Annotated in this window: 20 protein-coding genes; 8 read left to right on the top strand and 12 right to left on the bottom strand. The window is 62.3% G+C overall.

Going from position 1 to position 16975, the window contains the following annotated elements:
- Window positions 1-82 precede the first annotated feature (82 nt).
- Window positions 83-985, bottom strand: coding sequence for a LysR family transcriptional regulator (locus ACVILI_RS15125; RefSeq protein WP_038645795.1), 903 nt, complete (start codon window positions 983-985; stop codon window positions 83-85).
- A 178-nt stretch (window positions 986-1163) separates the two neighbouring features.
- Here ACVILI_RS15125 and ACVILI_RS15120 point away from each other — a divergent pair, with 178 nt between their 5' ends.
- The 3 genes from ACVILI_RS15120 to ACVILI_RS15110 all read left to right on the top strand — a co-directional run bounded on the left by ACVILI_RS15120 (window position 1164) and on the right by ACVILI_RS15110 (window position 4290).
- A complete protein-coding gene (locus ACVILI_RS15120; RefSeq protein WP_038645793.1) occupies window positions 1164-2444 on the top strand; it encodes a serine hydrolase domain-containing protein in 1281 nt (426 codons plus the stop codon).
- A gap of 39 nt (window positions 2445-2483) precedes the next feature.
- The gene (locus tag ACVILI_RS15115) at window positions 2484-3359 is read left to right on the top strand and encodes an NmrA family NAD(P)-binding protein (RefSeq protein ID WP_038645791.1); all 876 of its coding nucleotides are present in this window, start codon (window positions 2484-2486) and stop codon (window positions 3357-3359) included.
- 103 nt (window positions 3360-3462) lie between these two features.
- Complete coding sequence (locus tag ACVILI_RS15110) at window positions 3463-4290, top strand: aldo/keto reductase (protein ID WP_038652423.1); 828 nt, start codon at window positions 3463-3465, stop codon at window positions 4288-4290.
- Between the two features lie 64 nt (window positions 4291-4354).
- Here ACVILI_RS15110 and ACVILI_RS15105 read toward each other — a convergent pair whose 3' ends face one another.
- Entirely contained in the window at window positions 4355-6232 is a 1878-nt protein-coding gene (locus tag ACVILI_RS15105; protein ID WP_020628819.1) for an ABC-F family ATP-binding cassette domain-containing protein, read from the bottom strand.
- A 937-nt stretch (window positions 6233-7169) separates the two neighbouring features.
- Here ACVILI_RS15105 and ACVILI_RS15100 point away from each other — a divergent pair.
- Window positions 7170-7841: a Crp/Fnr family transcriptional regulator gene (locus tag ACVILI_RS15100; protein WP_038645789.1), complete on the top strand. Its 672-nt coding sequence runs from the start codon at window positions 7170-7172 to the stop codon at window positions 7839-7841.
- 75 nt (window positions 7842-7916) lie between these two features.
- Here ACVILI_RS15100 and ACVILI_RS15095 read toward each other — a convergent pair whose 3' ends face one another.
- The 4 genes from ACVILI_RS15095 to ACVILI_RS15080 form a co-directional block, all read right to left on the bottom strand.
- On the bottom strand, window positions 7917-8375 hold the full coding sequence (locus ACVILI_RS15095; protein ID WP_019857325.1) for a MucR family transcriptional regulator: 459 nt from the start codon (window positions 8373-8375) through the stop codon (window positions 7917-7919).
- A 152-nt stretch (window positions 8376-8527) separates the two neighbouring features.
- Window positions 8528-8731, bottom strand: coding sequence for a hypothetical protein (locus ACVILI_RS15090; RefSeq protein ID WP_019857323.1), 204 nt, complete (start codon window positions 8729-8731; stop codon window positions 8528-8530).
- Entirely contained in the window at window positions 8724-9650 is a 927-nt protein-coding gene (locus tag ACVILI_RS15085; protein ID WP_038645787.1) for a DMT family transporter, read from the bottom strand. The genes ACVILI_RS15090 and ACVILI_RS15085 overlap by 8 nt, the downstream gene beginning before the upstream one ends.
- A 45-nt stretch (window positions 9651-9695) precedes the next feature.
- A complete protein-coding gene (locus ACVILI_RS15080) occupies window positions 9696-10532 on the bottom strand; it encodes a hypothetical protein (protein ID WP_038645785.1) in 837 nt (278 codons plus the stop codon).
- Between the two features lie 112 nt (window positions 10533-10644).
- Here ACVILI_RS15080 and ACVILI_RS15075 point away from each other — a divergent pair, with 112 nt between their 5' ends.
- Both ACVILI_RS15075 and ACVILI_RS15070 read left to right on the top strand, forming a co-directional pair.
- Window positions 10645-11604, top strand: a complete 960-nt coding sequence (locus ACVILI_RS15075) for a LysR substrate-binding domain-containing protein (protein WP_038645783.1) — start codon at window positions 10645-10647, stop codon at window positions 11602-11604.
- Between the two features lie 80 nt (window positions 11605-11684).
- A complete protein-coding gene (locus tag ACVILI_RS15070) occupies window positions 11685-12260 on the top strand; it encodes a GNAT family N-acetyltransferase (protein ID WP_240565153.1) in 576 nt (191 codons plus the stop codon).
- 23 nt (window positions 12261-12283) lie between these two features.
- On the opposite strand, the gene ACVILI_RS15065 is transcribed toward ACVILI_RS15070, so the two are convergent.
- Entirely contained in the window at window positions 12284-12796 is a 513-nt protein-coding gene (locus ACVILI_RS15065; protein ID WP_019857317.1) for a DinB family protein, read from the bottom strand.
- A gap of 67 nt (window positions 12797-12863) precedes the next feature.
- On the opposite strand from ACVILI_RS15065, the gene ACVILI_RS15060 reads away from it, so the two are divergent.
- A complete protein-coding gene (locus ACVILI_RS15060) occupies window positions 12864-13556 on the top strand; it encodes a glutathione S-transferase family protein (protein ID WP_038645781.1) in 693 nt (230 codons plus the stop codon).
- Between the two features lie 83 nt (window positions 13557-13639).
- Here ACVILI_RS15060 and ACVILI_RS15055 read toward each other — a convergent pair whose 3' ends face one another.
- Window positions 13640-14065: a DUF2934 domain-containing protein gene (locus ACVILI_RS15055; RefSeq protein ID WP_240565154.1), complete on the bottom strand. Its 426-nt coding sequence runs from the start codon at window positions 14063-14065 to the stop codon at window positions 13640-13642.
- Window positions 14066-14196: 131 nt separating this feature from the next.
- Between ACVILI_RS15055 and ndk the strand changes: the two genes are divergently transcribed.
- On the top strand, window positions 14197-14619 hold the full coding sequence (gene ndk / locus ACVILI_RS15050) for a nucleoside-diphosphate kinase (RefSeq protein ID WP_019857314.1): 423 nt from the start codon (window positions 14197-14199) through the stop codon (window positions 14617-14619).
- Window positions 14620-14679: 60 nt separating this feature from the next.
- Here ndk and ACVILI_RS15045 read toward each other — a convergent pair whose 3' ends face one another.
- The 4 genes from ACVILI_RS15045 to pgsA all read right to left on the bottom strand — a co-directional run bounded on the left by ACVILI_RS15045 (window position 14680) and on the right by pgsA (window position 16880).
- Complete coding sequence (locus tag ACVILI_RS15045) at window positions 14680-15444, bottom strand: YbaY family lipoprotein (RefSeq protein WP_038645779.1); 765 nt, start codon at window positions 15442-15444, stop codon at window positions 14680-14682.
- 95 nt (window positions 15445-15539) lie between these two features.
- Entirely contained in the window at window positions 15540-16019 is a 480-nt protein-coding gene (locus ACVILI_RS15040) for a molybdenum cofactor biosynthesis protein MoaE (RefSeq protein WP_038645777.1), read from the bottom strand.
- Window positions 16020-16024: 5 nt separating this feature from the next.
- Complete coding sequence (gene moaD, locus ACVILI_RS15035; RefSeq protein ID WP_019857311.1) at window positions 16025-16282, bottom strand: molybdopterin converting factor subunit 1; 258 nt, start codon at window positions 16280-16282, stop codon at window positions 16025-16027.
- Between the two features lies 1 nt (window position 16283).
- Window positions 16284-16880 (bottom strand): CDP-diacylglycerol--glycerol-3-phosphate 3-phosphatidyltransferase, encoded by a 597-nt coding sequence (gene pgsA, locus ACVILI_RS15030; protein WP_010915213.1) that lies wholly within the window; start codon window positions 16878-16880, stop codon window positions 16284-16286.
- Window positions 16881-16975: the final 95 nt, after the last annotated feature.

The following is a 16975-nucleotide window of genomic DNA, read 5'->3' as shown; positions in this document are numbered from 1 at the left end:
CCCGCACAGCGTATGTGGCGCCGGACATGCGCTGCCTGCTTCGATCCATAGTTCCATCGACATCGATGGCCTCCGGTATCGATTACAACCCAACGGCAATCTCCTGGATAAAATCCAGGAATGCCCTGACCTTGGCCGGCGGCAGATGGCGTGATGGGTGGTAGGCGTAGAGTGGGTAAAGTTCTTCCGACCACTCCGGCAGGATCGGCACGAGGTCTCCCCGTGCCAGGAACGGCGCCAGGCCGATGGCGAGGCTTTGGAAAATGCCTTGGCCCGCGACGCAGGCCGTGACCGCGACGGAAGGATCGTCCAGCACCAGACGGCTTGGGATCTTGACCTCGACGATCTCTCCGCCTCGGTGAAACTCCCATGGAAAAGGAAGGCCGGTCTGGGGATCGCGGAAGAGAAGCGCCTCGTGGTGGACGAGGTCGTGCGGCGATCGCGGCTCGCCGTGCCGTTCGAGATAGGCCGGCGCCGCAACCGTCAGAATCTGGGCTTCCAGGAGTTTGCGCACGATAAGGGACGATGCATCGGGCGGCCCGAAGCGTATCGCCACGTCCACGCCGCTCATCATCTCCTCGCGATAGTTGCTGGTCAATAAATCCAGCACGAGCAGTGGATAGCGAGCGAGGAACCGCTGCAGCCCGCCTGCGAGCACCGTGCGTGCGAACCACGGGTCCACCGATACGCGCAGCCGGCCGCGCACCACCGCCGCCGCGCCCGCGGCCTCGGCCGCAGCCTCATCCAAGCCTGCGAGCAGCGGCATCACCTGCGCATGGAAGCGCCGGCCTTCCTCGGTCAGGCTGACCTCGCGTGGATTGCGATCGAAGAGCCGCACGCCGACCCTGGCCTCCAGACGCGCGACGGCCCGACTTACCCCCGATGGCGTCAGGCCCAGCATCTCCGCGGCACGGGCGAAGTTCCCGGCCTCCGTTACCGCTGCCAGGACCCCAATGCCGGTGAGAAGCCGCGTGTCGAAAACCATTCGATCTCCCTTCGCCTACACCCCGATGACGAGGATCGGTGATTTCTAGTCATCATAACACTGATCTTAATGCGCGTGAATCACTGGATAGCGAGACGTACAAGCATGGCGTCACCGCAGTGCCGGCCGAGAGAGGCTGAGCAGGTCGGATTTCCTTCGATCCGGAAAGGAGTTAGCCATGAATCACCTCACACGCAGAACGATGCTTCAGCGCGGCGGAATGCTCGGGGCCATCCTGGCTCTCGATGCGGTCAGCCCCGCTCCGGCCAAGACAACGCCAGCCGGTTCGTCGATGCGGTTCAAGGCGATCGACGCCGCCCTGCGCGAAGGCGTTTCGAAGAACGACGTGGCCGGCGTCATCGCCGTCGCGGCGACGCCGAAAGGCATGGTCTATGAGGGTGCCTTCGGCAAGGCGAACACTGCAACGGGGGCGCCGATGACGCTCGACACGGTGTTCTGGCTGCTGTCGATGACCAAGGCTTTCACGGCTACGGCCTGCATGCAGCTGATCGAGCAGGGCCGCCTCAATCTGGACGACGACGCGGCGAAATACCTGCCTGAGCTGGCCTCGCCGCAGGTTCTTGACGGCTTTGCCGAGGATGGAACGCCGCGACTGCGGCCGGCCAAGCGCGCGATCAAGGTGCGCCATCTGCTGACGCATACTTCCGGCTACACCTACTCGATCTGGAGCGAGGCTCTGACCCGCTACGAGAAGGTGACGGGCATGCCCGACATCGCGACCTGCAAGAACGCCGCTTTCACCGCCCCGCTCGAATTTGAACCTGGCGAACGGTGGGAATACGGCATCAGCATGGACTGGATCGGCAAGCTCGTCGAAGCGGTGTCCGATCAGTCGCTCGAAATCTACTTCCGCGAGAACATCTTCGCGCCGCTCGGCATGAAGGATTCAGGCTTTCTGATCGGCACCAAGCAGAAGCAGCGCGTCGCCACCTTCCACAACCGCGGGGCCGATGGCGGGCTGGAGCCGGCGCCCTTCGAGATGCCGCAACGGCCGGAGTTCTTCATGGGCGGCGGCGGTGCCTTCTCGACGCCGCGGGACTATATGGCCTTCCTGCAGGCACTGCTGAATGGCGGCGCGCTGCATGGCGCGCGAATCCTGCGTCCGGAGACGGTCGCCATGATGATGCAGAACCAGATCGGCGAGCTGAGCGTCCAGCAGATGCGCTCGGCGCAGCCGTCCTATTCCCGCAGCTTCGACCAGTTCCCGCAACAGCCGCATAAATGGGGCCTGTCCTTCGACATCAACACGCGGCCGGGACCGAATGGGCGCTCCGCCGGCAGCATCTCCTGGGCAGGTCTGCTCAACTGCTACTTCTGGCTCGACCCGGTGAAGCACGTCACCGGCGCGCTCTTCACCCAGGTCCTGCCCTTCTACGACGAGCGGGTCGTCGCGCTCTACGGCGCGTTCGAGCGCGGCCTCTATGCCGGGCTCGCCTGAACCCCCTGGCGATCGACACCAACCTCTTGGAGAACCACCATGTATGCAATCACCGGAGTAACCGGCAAGGTCGGCGGCGCGCTTGCGCGCAGCCTTCTCGCCGAGGGATTGCCTGTCCGCGCCGTCCTGCGCGACGCGGCCAAGGCAGCGGAGTGGAGACGTCGCGGCTGTAATGTCGCCTTGGCCGAGATGGACGATGCGGCAAGCCTGGCCTCGGCCTTCAGGGAGGCTGCGGGCGTCTTCATCCTGCCGCCCTCCGAGTTCGATCCGGAACCCGGCTTTCCCGAGGCTATGCGCGTCATCTCGGCCGTGACCGCTGCCTTGGCCGAGGCGCGTCCCGGCAAGGTGGTCTGCCTGTCGACCATCGGCGCGGACGCGCCGCACGAGAACCTGCTGACCCAGCGCACGCTGATGGAACAGGCGCTGGACGGGATCGGGCTTCCGGTCACCTTCCTAAGGCCCGGCTGGTTCTTGGAGAATGCGCTCTGGGACATTCCCTCGGCGCGTGACGAAGGCGTGCTGCGCAGCTTCCTGCAGCCGGCCGACAGGCCGTTGCCGATGGTCGCGACGCAAGATGTCGGGCGCCTGGCCGCCGTGCTGCTTCAGGAGAATTGGATCGGGACGCGGTTTATCGAACTGGAGGGGCCTGTCCGCGTCTCGCCCAACGATCTCGCCCGCGCCTTCGCCACGGTGCTGGAGCGCCCGGTCAAGGTCGAGACGGTGCCGCGCGAGAGCTGGGAGCAGATCTTCCGTTCCCAGGGTACGCAAAATCCGTTGCCGCGGATCCGGATGCTTGACGGCTTCAACGAGGGCTGGATCGAGTTCAGCGACCAAGGCCGGTCGGCGATCAAAGGGACAACGACGCTCGATAGCGTTATCACCAACCTCGTCGCGGCGAGCCGGTCAGCCACCTGACACGGTCACGATTTGGCGCATGGACTTGCGAACCAGTCGCTGGCGCGAAGCGGTGGCGGTCGCCCGTGCCCTGCCATCGCCACAGTTTCGAAAGGAAATCATCATGGAATCGATCATCACGCAGGGCGTTGCGATCCCGCGCCTCGGTTTCGGTACGTTCCGCATGCCAGGGGACGACGCCCAGCCGGTCGTCGAGAGCGCCATTGCGCTCGGCTACCGACATATCGACACCGCGGCGATGTACGAGAACGAAGCCGCCGTCGGCGCCGCCATAGCAGCGTCCGGCGTGAACCGGAACGAGCTCTTCGTCACGACGAAGGTATGGCACGACCAACTTGCGCCGGATGCGTTGCGCCGGGCCTTTGACATCAGCCTGGGCAAGCTGAGGCTCGACCATGTCGATCTTTACATGATCCACTGGCCGTCCAAAGACTTCGACATCAAGGCGACGCTGGAAGCGTTGATGTCGCTGCGGGAGCAAGGCCTCACGCGTGCGATCGGCGTGTGCAACTTCAACCTGCCGATGATCCGCCGCGCCGTGGAGGAGATCGGTGCGCCGATCGCGAGCGTCCAGCTCGAATACCACCCATTCCTGTCGCAGGACCGGATGCTGTCCTACCTGCGGGGCAACGGCATCCCCTTGACGGCCTACGCGCCGCTCGCCCAGGGCCGGGCCGCCAGTGACGCAACGCTCGCCGGCCTCGGGCGCAAGCATGGCTGCAGCGCAGCGCAGATGGCCATCGCCTGGCTTCTGGACCAGGAGGGCGTCATCGTGATCCCGAAAGCCGCGCGCCCCGAAAGCCAGAAGTCCAATCTCGATGCGCTCGGCATTCGGCTCGACGATGAGGATCGCGCGACGATTGCTGCTCTGCCGAAGGACCAGCGCTTCGTCCGGCCACCCTTCGCACCCGATTGGAATGCCGCTGCATGAAATCGCGGCATGGGGCTGGCGCTGTGATCGGTCCCAATCGCGGTTTGCGACGAGGTCGGCCGCCCTACTCCGCCGTGCCTTCCTCATACTCGGCCGACATGGTCAGCCATTTTTCCTCGTGGCCGGCCAGCGTCTGGGCGAGCTGCGAGCGCTCCTTGGCCAGGCGCGTTGCCGTCGAGGGATCCTTTTCGTAGATCGCCGGATTGGCCAGTTCGTCCTCGATGCCGTCGATGCGTTTGCGGATGCGGTCCATCAGCGCTTCTGTGGCGCGGATTTCCTTGGCCAGCGGTTCGAAGGCGGCGCGGCGCGCCGCCGCATCGCGGCGGCGGTCGGCTTTTGACGCCTTGTCGGCCTCGCGCCTGCCGCGGCGGTCGCCGGACACGCCGGTGACCAGCGTCTTGTAGTCCTCCAGGTCGCCCTCATACGGATTGACCGCCCCGTCCTTGACCAGCCAGAGCCGGTCGGCGGTCGCCTCAAGCAAATGGCGGTCGTGCGAGATCAGGATGACAGCCCCGGGAAATTCGTTGAGCGCATGGATCAGCGATTCACGGCTGTCGATGTCGAGATGGTTGGTCGGCTCGTCGAGGATGAACAGGTTCGGCCCCTCGAAGGCCGACAAGCCCATCAAAAGCCGCGCCTTCTCGCCGCCGGACAAGTCCTTGGCTGGCGTATTCATCTTCTCGGTCGTCAGACCGAACTGGGCAACACGACCGCGCACCTTGGACTCCGGCGCCTCCGGCATCAGCCGGCGGACATGCTCATAGGCGTTTTCCTCCGGACGCAGATCGTCGAGCTGATGCTGGGCGAAGATCGCCACCTTCAGCCCGGGCGCCACCGTCATCGTGCCGCTCTCCTGCTTGAGCCGGCCCGACAGCAGCTTGGCGAAGGTCGACTTGCCGTTGCCGTTGGCGCCAAGCAGCGCGATGCGGTCGTCGGCGTCTATGCGCAACGTCATTTTCTTCAGGATCGGCTGGCCTTCGGTGTAGCCGACATTGACGTTATTCAGCGCCACGATCGGCGAGGCCACGGTCTTCACCGGTTCGGGAAAAGAGAACGGCCGCACCGAATCGTTCACGATCGCCGCGATCGGCTTCATCTTTTCCAGGGCCTTGATGCGTGACTGCGCCTGTCTGGCCTTGGACGCCTTGGCGCGGAACCGCTCGACGAAGGATTCCATGTGCTTGCGGGCGGCCTCCTGTTTGACGCGACCCTTTTCCTGCAATTCCTTCTGCTCGGTGTATTGGCGCTCGAACTGATCGTAGCCGCCGCGCCAGAAGGTCAGCTTCTTCTGGTCGAGATGAACGATCGAGTTGACGGCACGGTTGAGCAGGTCGCGATCGTGCGAAATCAGAAGCACGGTGTGCGGGTATTTCGACACGTAGTTTTCCAGCCACAGCGTGCCTTCGAGGTCGAGATAGTTGGTCGGCTCGTCGAGCAGGAGCAGATCAGGCTCTGAAAACAGCACGGCAGCCAATGCCACGCGCATGCGCCAGCCGCCGGAGAAGGACGAGGCCGGCCGGCGCTGCGCCGCGTCGTCGAAGCCGAGGCCGGCGAGGATGGTGGCGGCGCGGGACTCGGCCGAATGCGCGTCGATGTCGGCCAGCCGCATGTGGATGTCGGCGATGCGGTGCGGATCGGTCGCCGTCTTTTCCTCTTCGAGCAGCGCCGTGCGTTCGAGGTCGGCCTTGAGCACGATCTCGATCAGCGGCTCCTCGGTTCCCGGCGCTTCCTGCGCCACCTGGCCGATGCGCGTGTTCTTCGGCAGGCTGATCGAGCCGGTCTCGGAGGGAAAATCGCCGGTGATGGCCTTGAACAGCGTCGTCTTGCCGGTACCGTTGCGGCCGACAAGGCCGGCCTTGGTGCCGGCCGGCAAGGTCAGCGAGGCATGGTCGAGAAGCAGGCGCCCGGCCATGCGGAGCGAAAGGTCGTTGATGATCAGCATGGCCGCGCTTTTGCACTGGACATCAACGCTTCGCAAGACCTTCCGGGCCAGTTGGCCGCACAAGGCCTGAAACACAGGCGGGAGCGCGAGGCGAATTGGTGGCCTTGTCCGTGAAATTCGTGCCTGTCCTCGACGACCGCCGAAGGCCTGATCGCAAAACGCGCCTGCGCTCATCACCGGAAAATCCTCGAAGGCTAAAGGCAAAGTCTATCGGCACACTGGCCGCGCCGTGGTGGTCAATATTGAACAGACGGGCGCCCGACGCGCGTCCTACGCTTCACGAGCTGACGAAACCGGACTGCCCCCCAACCACGTTTGGTTACGACAGCAGGAACCCCGGCCGGGGATTTTTCAGCATGGCAAAGGAAACGGCTCGGCATCAATCGGAAAACCGGGTCCGATGAAACTCCCATCAGGGCCCGAATGAACCAAGGCGGCATGGAGATTCGAGGATGCCCACGCTTCCGTTGGCGCTCAAGATCGCAGACGCCGTTTCCGATGCCCAGCGGCGTCGGGGCAGGCTGGACATAGCAGCCGTTGCCAGTCAGTTGCTCGACGCCCATCCCGAGGCTGGGCATAGTTTGATGGAAATTGCCGACACATTGCGGGATGAAGTTGCATCCCAAGGAACCTTGGCACAGGGAACTGCAGCGACGTCTTGTTAGCATCGACATCGCAGGCCGACTTCCCAACCATTCCGAACACTGCGGCGGGCGTGCCTTACGTGACGAAGCCCCGGCCAGGGACTCGTCAAGACGCCAGGAGATCGGGGGAGGAAGACCCGGAATGACGCCGACCGCATTTGGATAGCCTTCGCAGCGGGCCGCATCTGGTCAATATTGACCGGTTCCGCGAGATATCGGATTCTGTTTCATCAAGGCTGAAGCCTCGTCAGCATCGTGATAAAATCCAATCTGGTCAGTGGATGGGGTCATTGATGGAAGGAAGATCAGATCAGCCGTTCGACCCGAAGGTTTTTCTGGCGAAAGCAGATCTCGGGCGCACCATCACACGCTATGGACCCAACCAGAAGATATTCTCGCAAGGCGATGTCGCGGCTTCGGTCTTCTACATCAATGAGGGCCAGGTCAAAATCAGTGTCCTGTCCGAACAGGGAAAGGAAGCTGTCGTCGCCATAATGGGGACCGACGATTTCTTCGGCGAAGGTTGCTTGGCCGGCCAGACCCGGCGCATGGCAACGGCGGTTGCGATGACCGATTGCGAGATCATGCAGTTGGACAAGAAGGCGATCGTGCGCGTCATTCATGATGAGCCGGCCTTTTCGGAAATGTTCATCGCGCATCTTCTGACACGAACCATCCGTGTCGAAGAGGACCTGGTCGATCAGCTTTTCAATTCGAGCGAAAAGCGCCTGGCACGGGCACTTCTGCTGCTTGCAAATTTCGGCAAGGAAGGAAAGCCAGAACCCATTCTCGGCAAGGTCAACCAGGAGACGCTTGCCGAAATGATCGGCACAACGCGACCGAGAGTCAGCTACTTCATGAACAAGTTCCGCGACCTCGGATTCATCGAGTACAATGGGAAACTCGTGGTGCACAGTTCGCTGCTGAACGTGGTTCTGCACGATCAACCACAAATCAGACGGTGAACCCGGAAGGGCAAAGCCGCCTTCCGGGTTCTATTGGCTGTCGCGTCTAGGCCAACTGGCCGGGGCGCTTCCCGCTTAGCCAGCCGCCTTGCGCTTGGCTCCCTTTGCCACGGCAGCCGGTGCGGCTGCCGGTTTGCGGCCAAGTCCCGTCGACTTTGCCAGCGCCGACCGGGTCGCCGAGTAATTGGGAGCGACCATCGGATAGTCCGGGGGCAAGCTCCATTTGGCCCGATAGTCGTCCGGGCTCAGACCATAGTCTGTCCTGAGATGTCGCTTGAGCGACTTGAACTTCTTTCCGTCTTCCAGGCAGATGATGTAGTCGGGAAACACCGACTTTTTCGGGTTTACGGCCGGAACCAGGCTCGGGCTTTCTACGACGACCGCGCCAGCCAACTTTCGAACCGAGGCGCTGACGCTGGCAATCAGGTCAGGCAGGCCGGAAGCTGGTAGCGGATTGTTGCCTACATAGGCCGAGACAATATCGGCCGTTAGCTCTATAACGGTCTTATCCTCGATATTTGACAATTCTTTCATCCTATTTGCGAGAAAGTCATCCACCCCAGCGAAGACTTCGTCGACGTATCTCTTTAACCGCGTCCCCCTAACGGCCCGCCAAGTGCCAAAACGAATCAAGACTTGGCGTCAACTATTTTTATGGGAAATGCACGCTGCGCAATTTAGAAAATCTAATACTTGGAAGCAGCAGACTTGGTCGTCCGGGTATCGGCCAATATCTCAAGAATACGCCGCCAACGGGCACAGCGCCCGAAATCCTTCTGCTCAATTGCCTTTTCGGCCTTCATCGCCGCGTAGAGCGGTGCTTCGGCACCAAATTCCTTGATCAGCCAATGCGCTTCCTGCCTGGCGAGACGTTCATTGTCGTCAAACATAGTCTTGCGCCTCCGAGCGCTCCAGTCCGACCGCGATACAACTGCCGATGACGAGGACGGCCCCGGCAATGGCGGTTGTCGTCAACCGTTCGCCGGACAGGGTCAGCAGCAACGTCGAGGCAATCGGCGTGAGATAGGCGACGACCGCGACCTTGCCACTGCCTTCGAGCTTCAAGGCCCGCGACCAAAAGTAATAACCCAGCCCCATCGGACCGGCGCCGAGATAGAGTCCCAGGGCGAGATCGACGCCGGAGGGCCAGGCGACGCCTTCGCCAGAGGACCAAAAAAGCGTCAAGGCGACACCGACCAGCGACGAAGGCAGCAGCAGGCGATCGGGCGAAGTGGCGAGCCGTCCCACCATCACCGAATAGAAAGCCATGCACAGCGCAGATCCAAATGCGGCGAAATAGCCGACGATATCGCCCTGGAACCAGCTGCTCTCACGCCCTCCCGAAATCACTAGCGCAACACCCACGAAGCCAAGGGCCGCGGCAAGACCCAGCAAGACCGGGCGCCGGGGATTGTCGAAGGCGATCACTGCCGCGGCGACCATCAAGGGCCAGGTGTAGGCCACGAGATTGGCTTCGATCACCGGCATCGAGGCGAAGGCGATGTATTGCAGCACCATGGTGCCGACCAGACCGATGAATCCGACCGCGAGAGGTGCGAGTGCCGCCCTTGGCGCCATTGGCGGCGCTTCCTCTCGGCTCATGAACCGGATCAAGGCGAAGACCAATGCAGCTCCCGCAAATTGCAGGAACTGCACTTGCGATACCGGATGGGTTGCCAGCAGGGATTTGCCGACCAAAGCATTGGTCGACCACAAAGCCACCGCGCCGGCAGCAAAGACCAGCGCGGATATCGAGCCTGATCCATGCCAAAACAATCGGCCTGGGGCTCTATCCCTGTGTTGGACCATGATCTCGTCCGAAGACCGGCTCCCACTTTTCGGGATTATGGTTGATTACCATGATTCCCTGGCTCCGCCCGAAACCTGTGCTTCGGCGGCCGGGGTGGGCGTCGGATGTTCCGCCTCGAACCGGCGATAGGCCGGCAACTGGTTGGTCCAGACGTCTTCAGCCAGTTCGTTGACCCATTCACGGTCGTGATCATTGTCGGCGGCGAGATAGAACATGCGGTTGTCGTCGACGTAGGGCTTGGCCACAGAACGCTGGTTGAGCACAAGGGTGACGCGCTCGCCATACTGGATCGGGGCTGTGCGATGCAGGACGCCAAGGAACTGCCCGAGCGTCGCGTAGTTCATCTTGTGATCGATGCGCATGATGCGGTTGCGCGGGATCTCGCGGCCGGATTCGAGGACGGCGCGGCCGGTCTCGGAATCGTCGCAATAGATTTCGAGATGGCCGCCGACGAGCGGATCGCTGATCGACAGCGGAATGAGTTCGGTAACCGGAACGCCGTCGCAATGCCATTCGACGGCGCCATCCCTGGGATTCATGAAGGTGACGGTCGAACCGACGATCGACAGCGGATAGGGCTCAAGTTTCGTGCCCATCATGTCGGACAGCCGCTCGAGGCGCAGCTTGTCGTGCAGCAACTCCTTGATTTCGGGAATGAAACGGTCGGCGCCGGTGATGAAGGTCAGGTCGAGGTGCTTGTGCACGGCGTGGCTGTCCTTGAGCTTCAAGGCGGCCTCCTCGATTGCCGCGAGCAGCGCCGGGTCATAGCCATGCAGATACTGTGCAACGCCGAAACTCGACACTTTCCAGGCGGTTTCGTGGCCGATAATGGCCTCGCGGCTCATCGCATAGCGCAGATCGGGTATGGTATGTGCGTTCATTGTACTTCTCCAAGTGGGGGGCAAACACTTGGTTAACAGTCGATTAAATTAGCACCCCCTGTAAAATTAGGAATGCTGGTGCTAGTGTAAGCCCAGCTTAAGGTCGAAGCCGGTGCGTTTGCTCAGTCAGGTCAACCTCAATTCGCTGAAAATCGTGGAGAGTGCTGCGCGCCACGGGAATTTCACGCGAGCCGGAGAGGAGCAGTTCATCACTGCGTCAGCGGTCAGCCAGCGCGTCAAGAGCCTGGAGGATCAGTTGCGCTTCAAGATTTTCCAGCGCGGTGGCAATGCGGTGTCGCTGACGCCGGAAGGCGAGACCTATGTCTCGCGCGTTCGCGAGGCGCTGGAGCGGATCGTCGCCGCCAGCATGGAAGCGACCGGGCAATCGCAGGAACATGTGCTGAAGATATCCGTGCTGCCGACCTTCGCAGCACGCTGGCTGTTTCCGCGCCTGCCGGAGTTCCAGCGGCGACATCCCGATATCGTGATGCGGGTTTCGACCTCCTACGCGACGCATGAGTTCTCGACCTCGGATTTCGATCTCGAAATCCGCTATGGCGACGGCCATTTCAACGGGCTGCCATCCGATCTGCTGTTTCGGGAGGACCTGACACCGGTGTGCAGCCGCAAACTGTTCCATGAGGTTCTCGGCGACAAGCCGGCGTCCAAGGTGGAGCCTGACGATCTCAGGCACTTCACACTTCTGCATTCCGACACCTGCACCCAGAACTGGCAGTCCTGGCTTGGCTTTGCCGGTGCCAGCTTCGTGCTCAGCGAGACCAAAAGCATCTATTTCGACTCGTGCATGATGTCCTATGAGGCCGCCAATGCCGGAATGGGCTTTGCCGTGGCCAACCGTGCCTATATGGCCAGCGACATCCGCGCCGAAAGGCTGGTCGCTCCCTTTGCCGTCCACCATCCGAATACCGCCGGCTGGTATTTCGTCTCCCCCCAGAAGTGCTTTGCCGCACGCAAGGTGCTGCTGTTCAAACAATGGGTCATGGCGGAAGCAGCTTCGACGCAACGCCAATTGGACAGTGAAATCCGCGACCTGGCTACCGAAGCTGTCTGAAATTCGTATCAGCGCCCAATTGTCCCCCGATGACCGCCGGTCAGAAAATTGAGAGCCATCGGTTAATGGACGTCCAATCCATGCAACCCGTCCTGGCCGGCAAGATTGTGGAACTCAAGCCGCTTCAGCCGGGGCATTCGCAGGGCCTTCTGTATGCGGCCGCGGACGGTGAGCTGTGGAACCTCGCGGCCACCGTGGTTCCCGGGCCAGCCACGATCGATGACTATGTAGCCTGCGCCCTGGCTGGACGACGGGCCGGGACCGTCATGCCTTATACAATCGTGCTGCGCGGCACGGGAGCGATCTGCGGGAGTACGCGGTTCTGGAAGATCGATCGCATGAACAGAAAATTGGAGATTGGGCACACGTGGCTCAGCGCTTCGGTTCAGCGATCAGGGGTCAATACCGAGGCAAAGTACCTTCTCCTGGCCCATGCCTTCGAGGTCATGGCGTGTGTGCGAGTGCAGTTCACCACCGATGAACTCAATGACGCATCGAGAGCGGCCATTCTGCGGATAGGGGCAAAGCAGGAAGGGATCGTTCGCAACGAGCGGATCATGCCAGACGGCAGGAAACGCAATTCCGTGCGGTTCAGCATCATCGATTCCGAATGGCCTGACGTGAAGGCCATGCTTCTGCAGAAGATGCGGCGGTAGTCGGCGCAGGCCGTTCGCCCGGATCAGGCGAAAGCCCTGCCCTCTTCGGTACGCTGGAAATGCGCCAAATCGAGCGGCACGGAAGGACGGCCGAGGACAGTCAGGATCATATGCGCCTGGCCGCGATGATGGGTCTGGTGGTTGAAGACATGCGCCAGCGCGGGCGCAAGACGCTGCGAGACGGTGCGCATGTCCGACAGGGTCATATAGGTGAAGCGGCCCGACAGCGCCTTGTCGCTCAAGCCGGAGAGCCAGTCGATGATCCGCCGGTCCTCGGCCTCGCGCGCCGTCCTCAGCTTGGGCAAGGCCCGATGCAGTATGGCATCCAGCGCCGTCGGCGCGTCGCCCTCGCCGGTGAAGCGCTTCATCCAGATGCGATCGGCGGCGAGCAGATGGTTGAGGGTGCCCATCAGCGAGCCGAAGAAGGCGCCGACGTCGCGATTGAATTCCTCTTCATCAAGGTCCGCGGCGGCATCATAGATGCGGCCATTGGCCCATTGATTATACGCCGCAAACATCATGAAGTGCTGTTTCATCTTTTCTCCCGCCGCCCCGTTTCGGGGTGTCGCGAGCGATACCTAGACCGCAAAGAGACCCGCGCCAATGACCATTCTGCTTTATGAGCTCGTCGGGCGTGACGAGAGCCGTCCGTTCAGTCCGCATTGCTGGAAGGCGACAATGGCGCTGGCCCACAAGGGGCTCGATATCTCGACCGCGCCGACGCGTTTTCTCGAGGTGCCCGCCATCGAGGGCGGCGCCTCGAAAACCGTTCCGGTGATCCGCGACGGCGACAAGGTCGTCATCGATTCCTTCGACATCGCGCTCTATCTCGAGGAAGCCTATCCGGACCGGCCGACGCTGTTTGGCGGCGACGGTGGCAAGGCGATGGCGCGCTTCATCGAGCGCTGGTCGCAATTGACCATCCATCCCTACGTCACCACTGCGGCGCTCGTCGACCTCCATGCCATGCAGGACGAAGAAAACGCCGTGTATTTCCGGCAGAGCCGGGAGCAGCGCTTCGGCAGGCAGCTGGAAGATGTCGTCGCGGCGCGCGATGCCGGCCTGGCGGCGTTTCGGACTTCGCTCGAACCGCTGCGCTCGATGCTGGGCTACCAGCCTTTCATCGGCGGCGCCTCACCGCTGTTTGCGGATTACATCGTCTTCGGCGCGCTGCAATGGGCGCGCATCGCCACGCCCTACCAGCTGCTTGAAGACAGCGATGCCGTGGCGCAATGGTTCGCGCGTTGCCTCGACCTGCATGGCGGGCTGGGACGAAAGGTTGCGGCAGCGGCCTGACGGCCGCAAGCGCTTGCCCTGCCCGCAAGGCAGATTGGACGCGCCGTCTATCCGTGGCGAGAATCAGCGGCAGGAGAGCGGGCCTACTTAGCCGCCTTCTTTGGCTTGCTGGTCTTCGGCTTGCTGGCTTTCGCGACAGCTTTCTCTTCCTTTGGAGCGGCTTTGGCCTTGCTGGCGCCAGATGCCTTCTTGGCCGGCGTCTTGGCTGCCGACGGCTTGCCCGCATCTTCCCGATCGACATCGGCTGCCGCCTGGTGCCAATGGCGTTCGTGGTGACCGGCCGGTTGCCCCTCTTCCTGCCAGATCTGATGTGCGCGGTTGCGAATGCGCTCCTGACGATCGTCTGCCATGGTCATGTTGTCTCCATTCGGGCCGACTTCAGCGCGGCGCCGACGCGTGACTATAGCAAGCAAAGCGTTGCTGTGCAGCCGTCTGATGTCGCCTGACGGCTTGCCGGCCTGACATAGATGTGCGTAGCGTTGCGGCCCTTCAATCCCCGCTTTGGGCACTCGTCATTCTGAAAGCCAGGCAATCGGCTTTCCGTCCGCTTCGCGGACCGCTCCTCACCCCTTGGCAATAGGCCGGGCGGCTTGTATAGAGCCCGCCACTCTCAATTCCATTTCTCAGACAAGGAAACCCCATGGCGCTCGAACGCACCTTTTCCATGATCAAGCCGGACGCGACCCGGCGCAACCTCACCGGCGCCATCACCCAGATGCTCGAAGACGCCGGCCTGCGCGTCATCGCATCGCGCCGCGTCTGGATGAGCCGCCGCGAGGCGGAAGGTTTCTACGCCGTCCACAAGGACCGTCCCTTCTTCGGCGAACTGGTCGAGTTCATGTCGTCGGCTCCGACGATCGTCCAGGTGCTGGAAGGCGAGAATGCCATTGCCAGGAACCGCGAAGTGATGGGCGCCACCAACCCGGCCAACGCCGCCGAAGGCACCATCCGCAAGGTCCACGCGCTGTCGATCGGCGAGAATTCGGTGCACGGCTCCGACGCGCCGGAAACCGCCGCGCAGGAGATCAAGTACTGGTTCTCGGACACCGAGATCGTCGGCTGAGCCGATACTGCAAAATCTCATGCAAAAGGCCGGCGCTTCGCCGGCCTTTTCATTTGGCGATCAGCTCGCGGCGCTGAAGCGCAGGATTTCGCGGCCGTCCTTGTCCGATATGGCGAGCTTGCCGGCATCGACCTTGTAGGACGCCGCCTTGGCCAAGGCATCGAACAACGCCTTTTCCTCGGCCATCACCTCCGGCGCGCAGGCCTTGTAGGTCGAGCCGATGTCGCTGATGGCGATCGCCTGGCCATCGACCTTGGCGGTGGCGAAATAGGTGTTGCAGGGGCCGCTGCCGCCCGCCTCGCCAGCCTCGCTGACCCTGAGCGTCGCCTGCGGCGCGGTGATGGCGCCAATGCCATCGACGTAGTCGAGCACCCAGATCTGGCCAAAGACGGAAGCCGCCGGCTCGGCGCCTGACGCCACCATTTTCAGCATGATGGTCTGCGGCGCGTCAGTCAGCGGGTCCAGCTGATGGCGCACATCGGAAATGAACATCAACTTGCCGTCAACGGTGATCCGCGCCTGCAGCGCATAGGTCATCTGCGACCGGATCACCGAAGGATCGAACTTGATCTCGAAGCTGATCGGCACCTGGCCGGCCGGCTTGACCGTCTGCTCGCCGATGATCTTGCCCGGTGCATCGGCCAGTGAAACATCGGCAAGCTGGACGGAAAGCACGGCGCTGGGCGGCAGGGCGATGCGTTCGCGATAGATCACCTCGCCCCTCACCGCCTTTTCGGCGGCCACGGACAGTTCCGGTACCGCCAGGATGCCGACGACCAGAGGCACGAAACCGAAGACGAAGAACTCCGCGAGCCTGTCCAGCATGACCACCTCCCTTGCCCGGACTGCCAATCCCCGGGGCTGATCAACCTCACGCAATTGGCCAAAGGATTGCGGTCAATACATGGCTGCGACTGGATTTATTCGGACGGTGACTTCCAGCGCTTTGCCGCCTGGGCGTCGGTTTCCTTGGCCTCGACCCAGCCACCTTCGGAACCATCGGCGCGATGCTCCTTCTTCCAGAAGGGCGCGCGCGATTTGAGGTAATCCATGAGAAAGTTCGCCGCTTCGAACGCGGCCTGGCGATGGCCGGAGGCGGCCACCACCAGCACGATATTCTCGCCCGGACGAACCTTGCCATGGCGGTGGATGACGGTGAGGCCCTGCAGCGGCCAGCGCTCAACCGCCTCGGTGGCGATAAGGCCGATCTCGGCCTCCGCCATGCCGGGATAATGTTCGAGCTCCAGTGCCGAGAGCGCGCCCTGCTCATCGCGGCAGAGGCCGGAGAAAGAAACCACCGCGCCAATGTCGCTGCGGCCTTGCGTCAGTCCGGCGATCTCGGCGGCGACGTCGAAATCCTCGCGCTGGATGCGCACGGTCGGCGCCAGGACGGCCGACATGGGTGTCAACCTCCGGTCATCGGCGGGAACAGCGCGATCTCGCGCGCGCCCGATATCTTTTCGCGGTGGTCGACATGTTCCTGGTTGATGGCAACGCGGATCACGTCGGGATATTGCAGCGCGTGTTCGTAGCCCTCGCCGCGCGATTGCAGCCAGCGCAAAAGGTCGGCGACGGTCTCGATGCCGGCGGGCAATTCGACATCCTCTTGAGGCATGCCGATCCGTTCGCGCACCCAGGCAAAATAGATAAGGCGGGTCGTCATCTCACTCGTCCATGATGTGCTTGAGGCCGGCGCGGAAATAGTCGTAGCCGGTGTAGAGCGTGACGAGTGCGGCGATCCACAGCAGCACAAGGCCGGTCTGCGTCGTCAGCGGGAAGATCTTGTCACCGGCCGGTCCTGCCAGCAGGAAGGCGATGGCGACCATCTGGATGGTGGTCTTCCACTTGGCAAGCTGCGTCACCGGCACCGAGACCTTGAGTGCCGCCAGATATTCGCGCAGGCCGGAAACCAGGATTTCGCGGCACAGGATGATGATGGCCGCCCACAGCGACCAGCCGGCGATGCCGGCATGGCGATCGGTGTCGGCAGCCAGCAGCAAAAGGCAGGTCGCGACCAGCAGCTTGTCGGCGATCGGGTCGAGCATCTTGCCGATATTGGAGGTCTGCTGCCAGGCGCGCGCAAAATAGCCGTCGAAATAATCGGTGACGGATGCCAGCAGAAAAATGACCAGCGCCGACCAGCGGGCGAAGTCGCTCGATTTCAGATGGCCTTCGAGAAAAAAGCACAGCACCACCAGCGGCACCGCGATGATGCGGGCGTAGGTCAGCATGTTGGGCAGGTTGAACGCGCGCTGGGCCATATCTGGTGGACTCTTTCTGCCTGCGTACTCAAATCAGAAGCGAATGTAGGGGGTCAACAGGCCAGATTCGACTGGCCAGCTGAAAGTGCCGAATT

The organism is Mesorhizobium sp. USDA 4775, from assembly GCF_054062655.1.
This window is presented reverse-complemented; position numbering and strand designations above follow the sequence as displayed.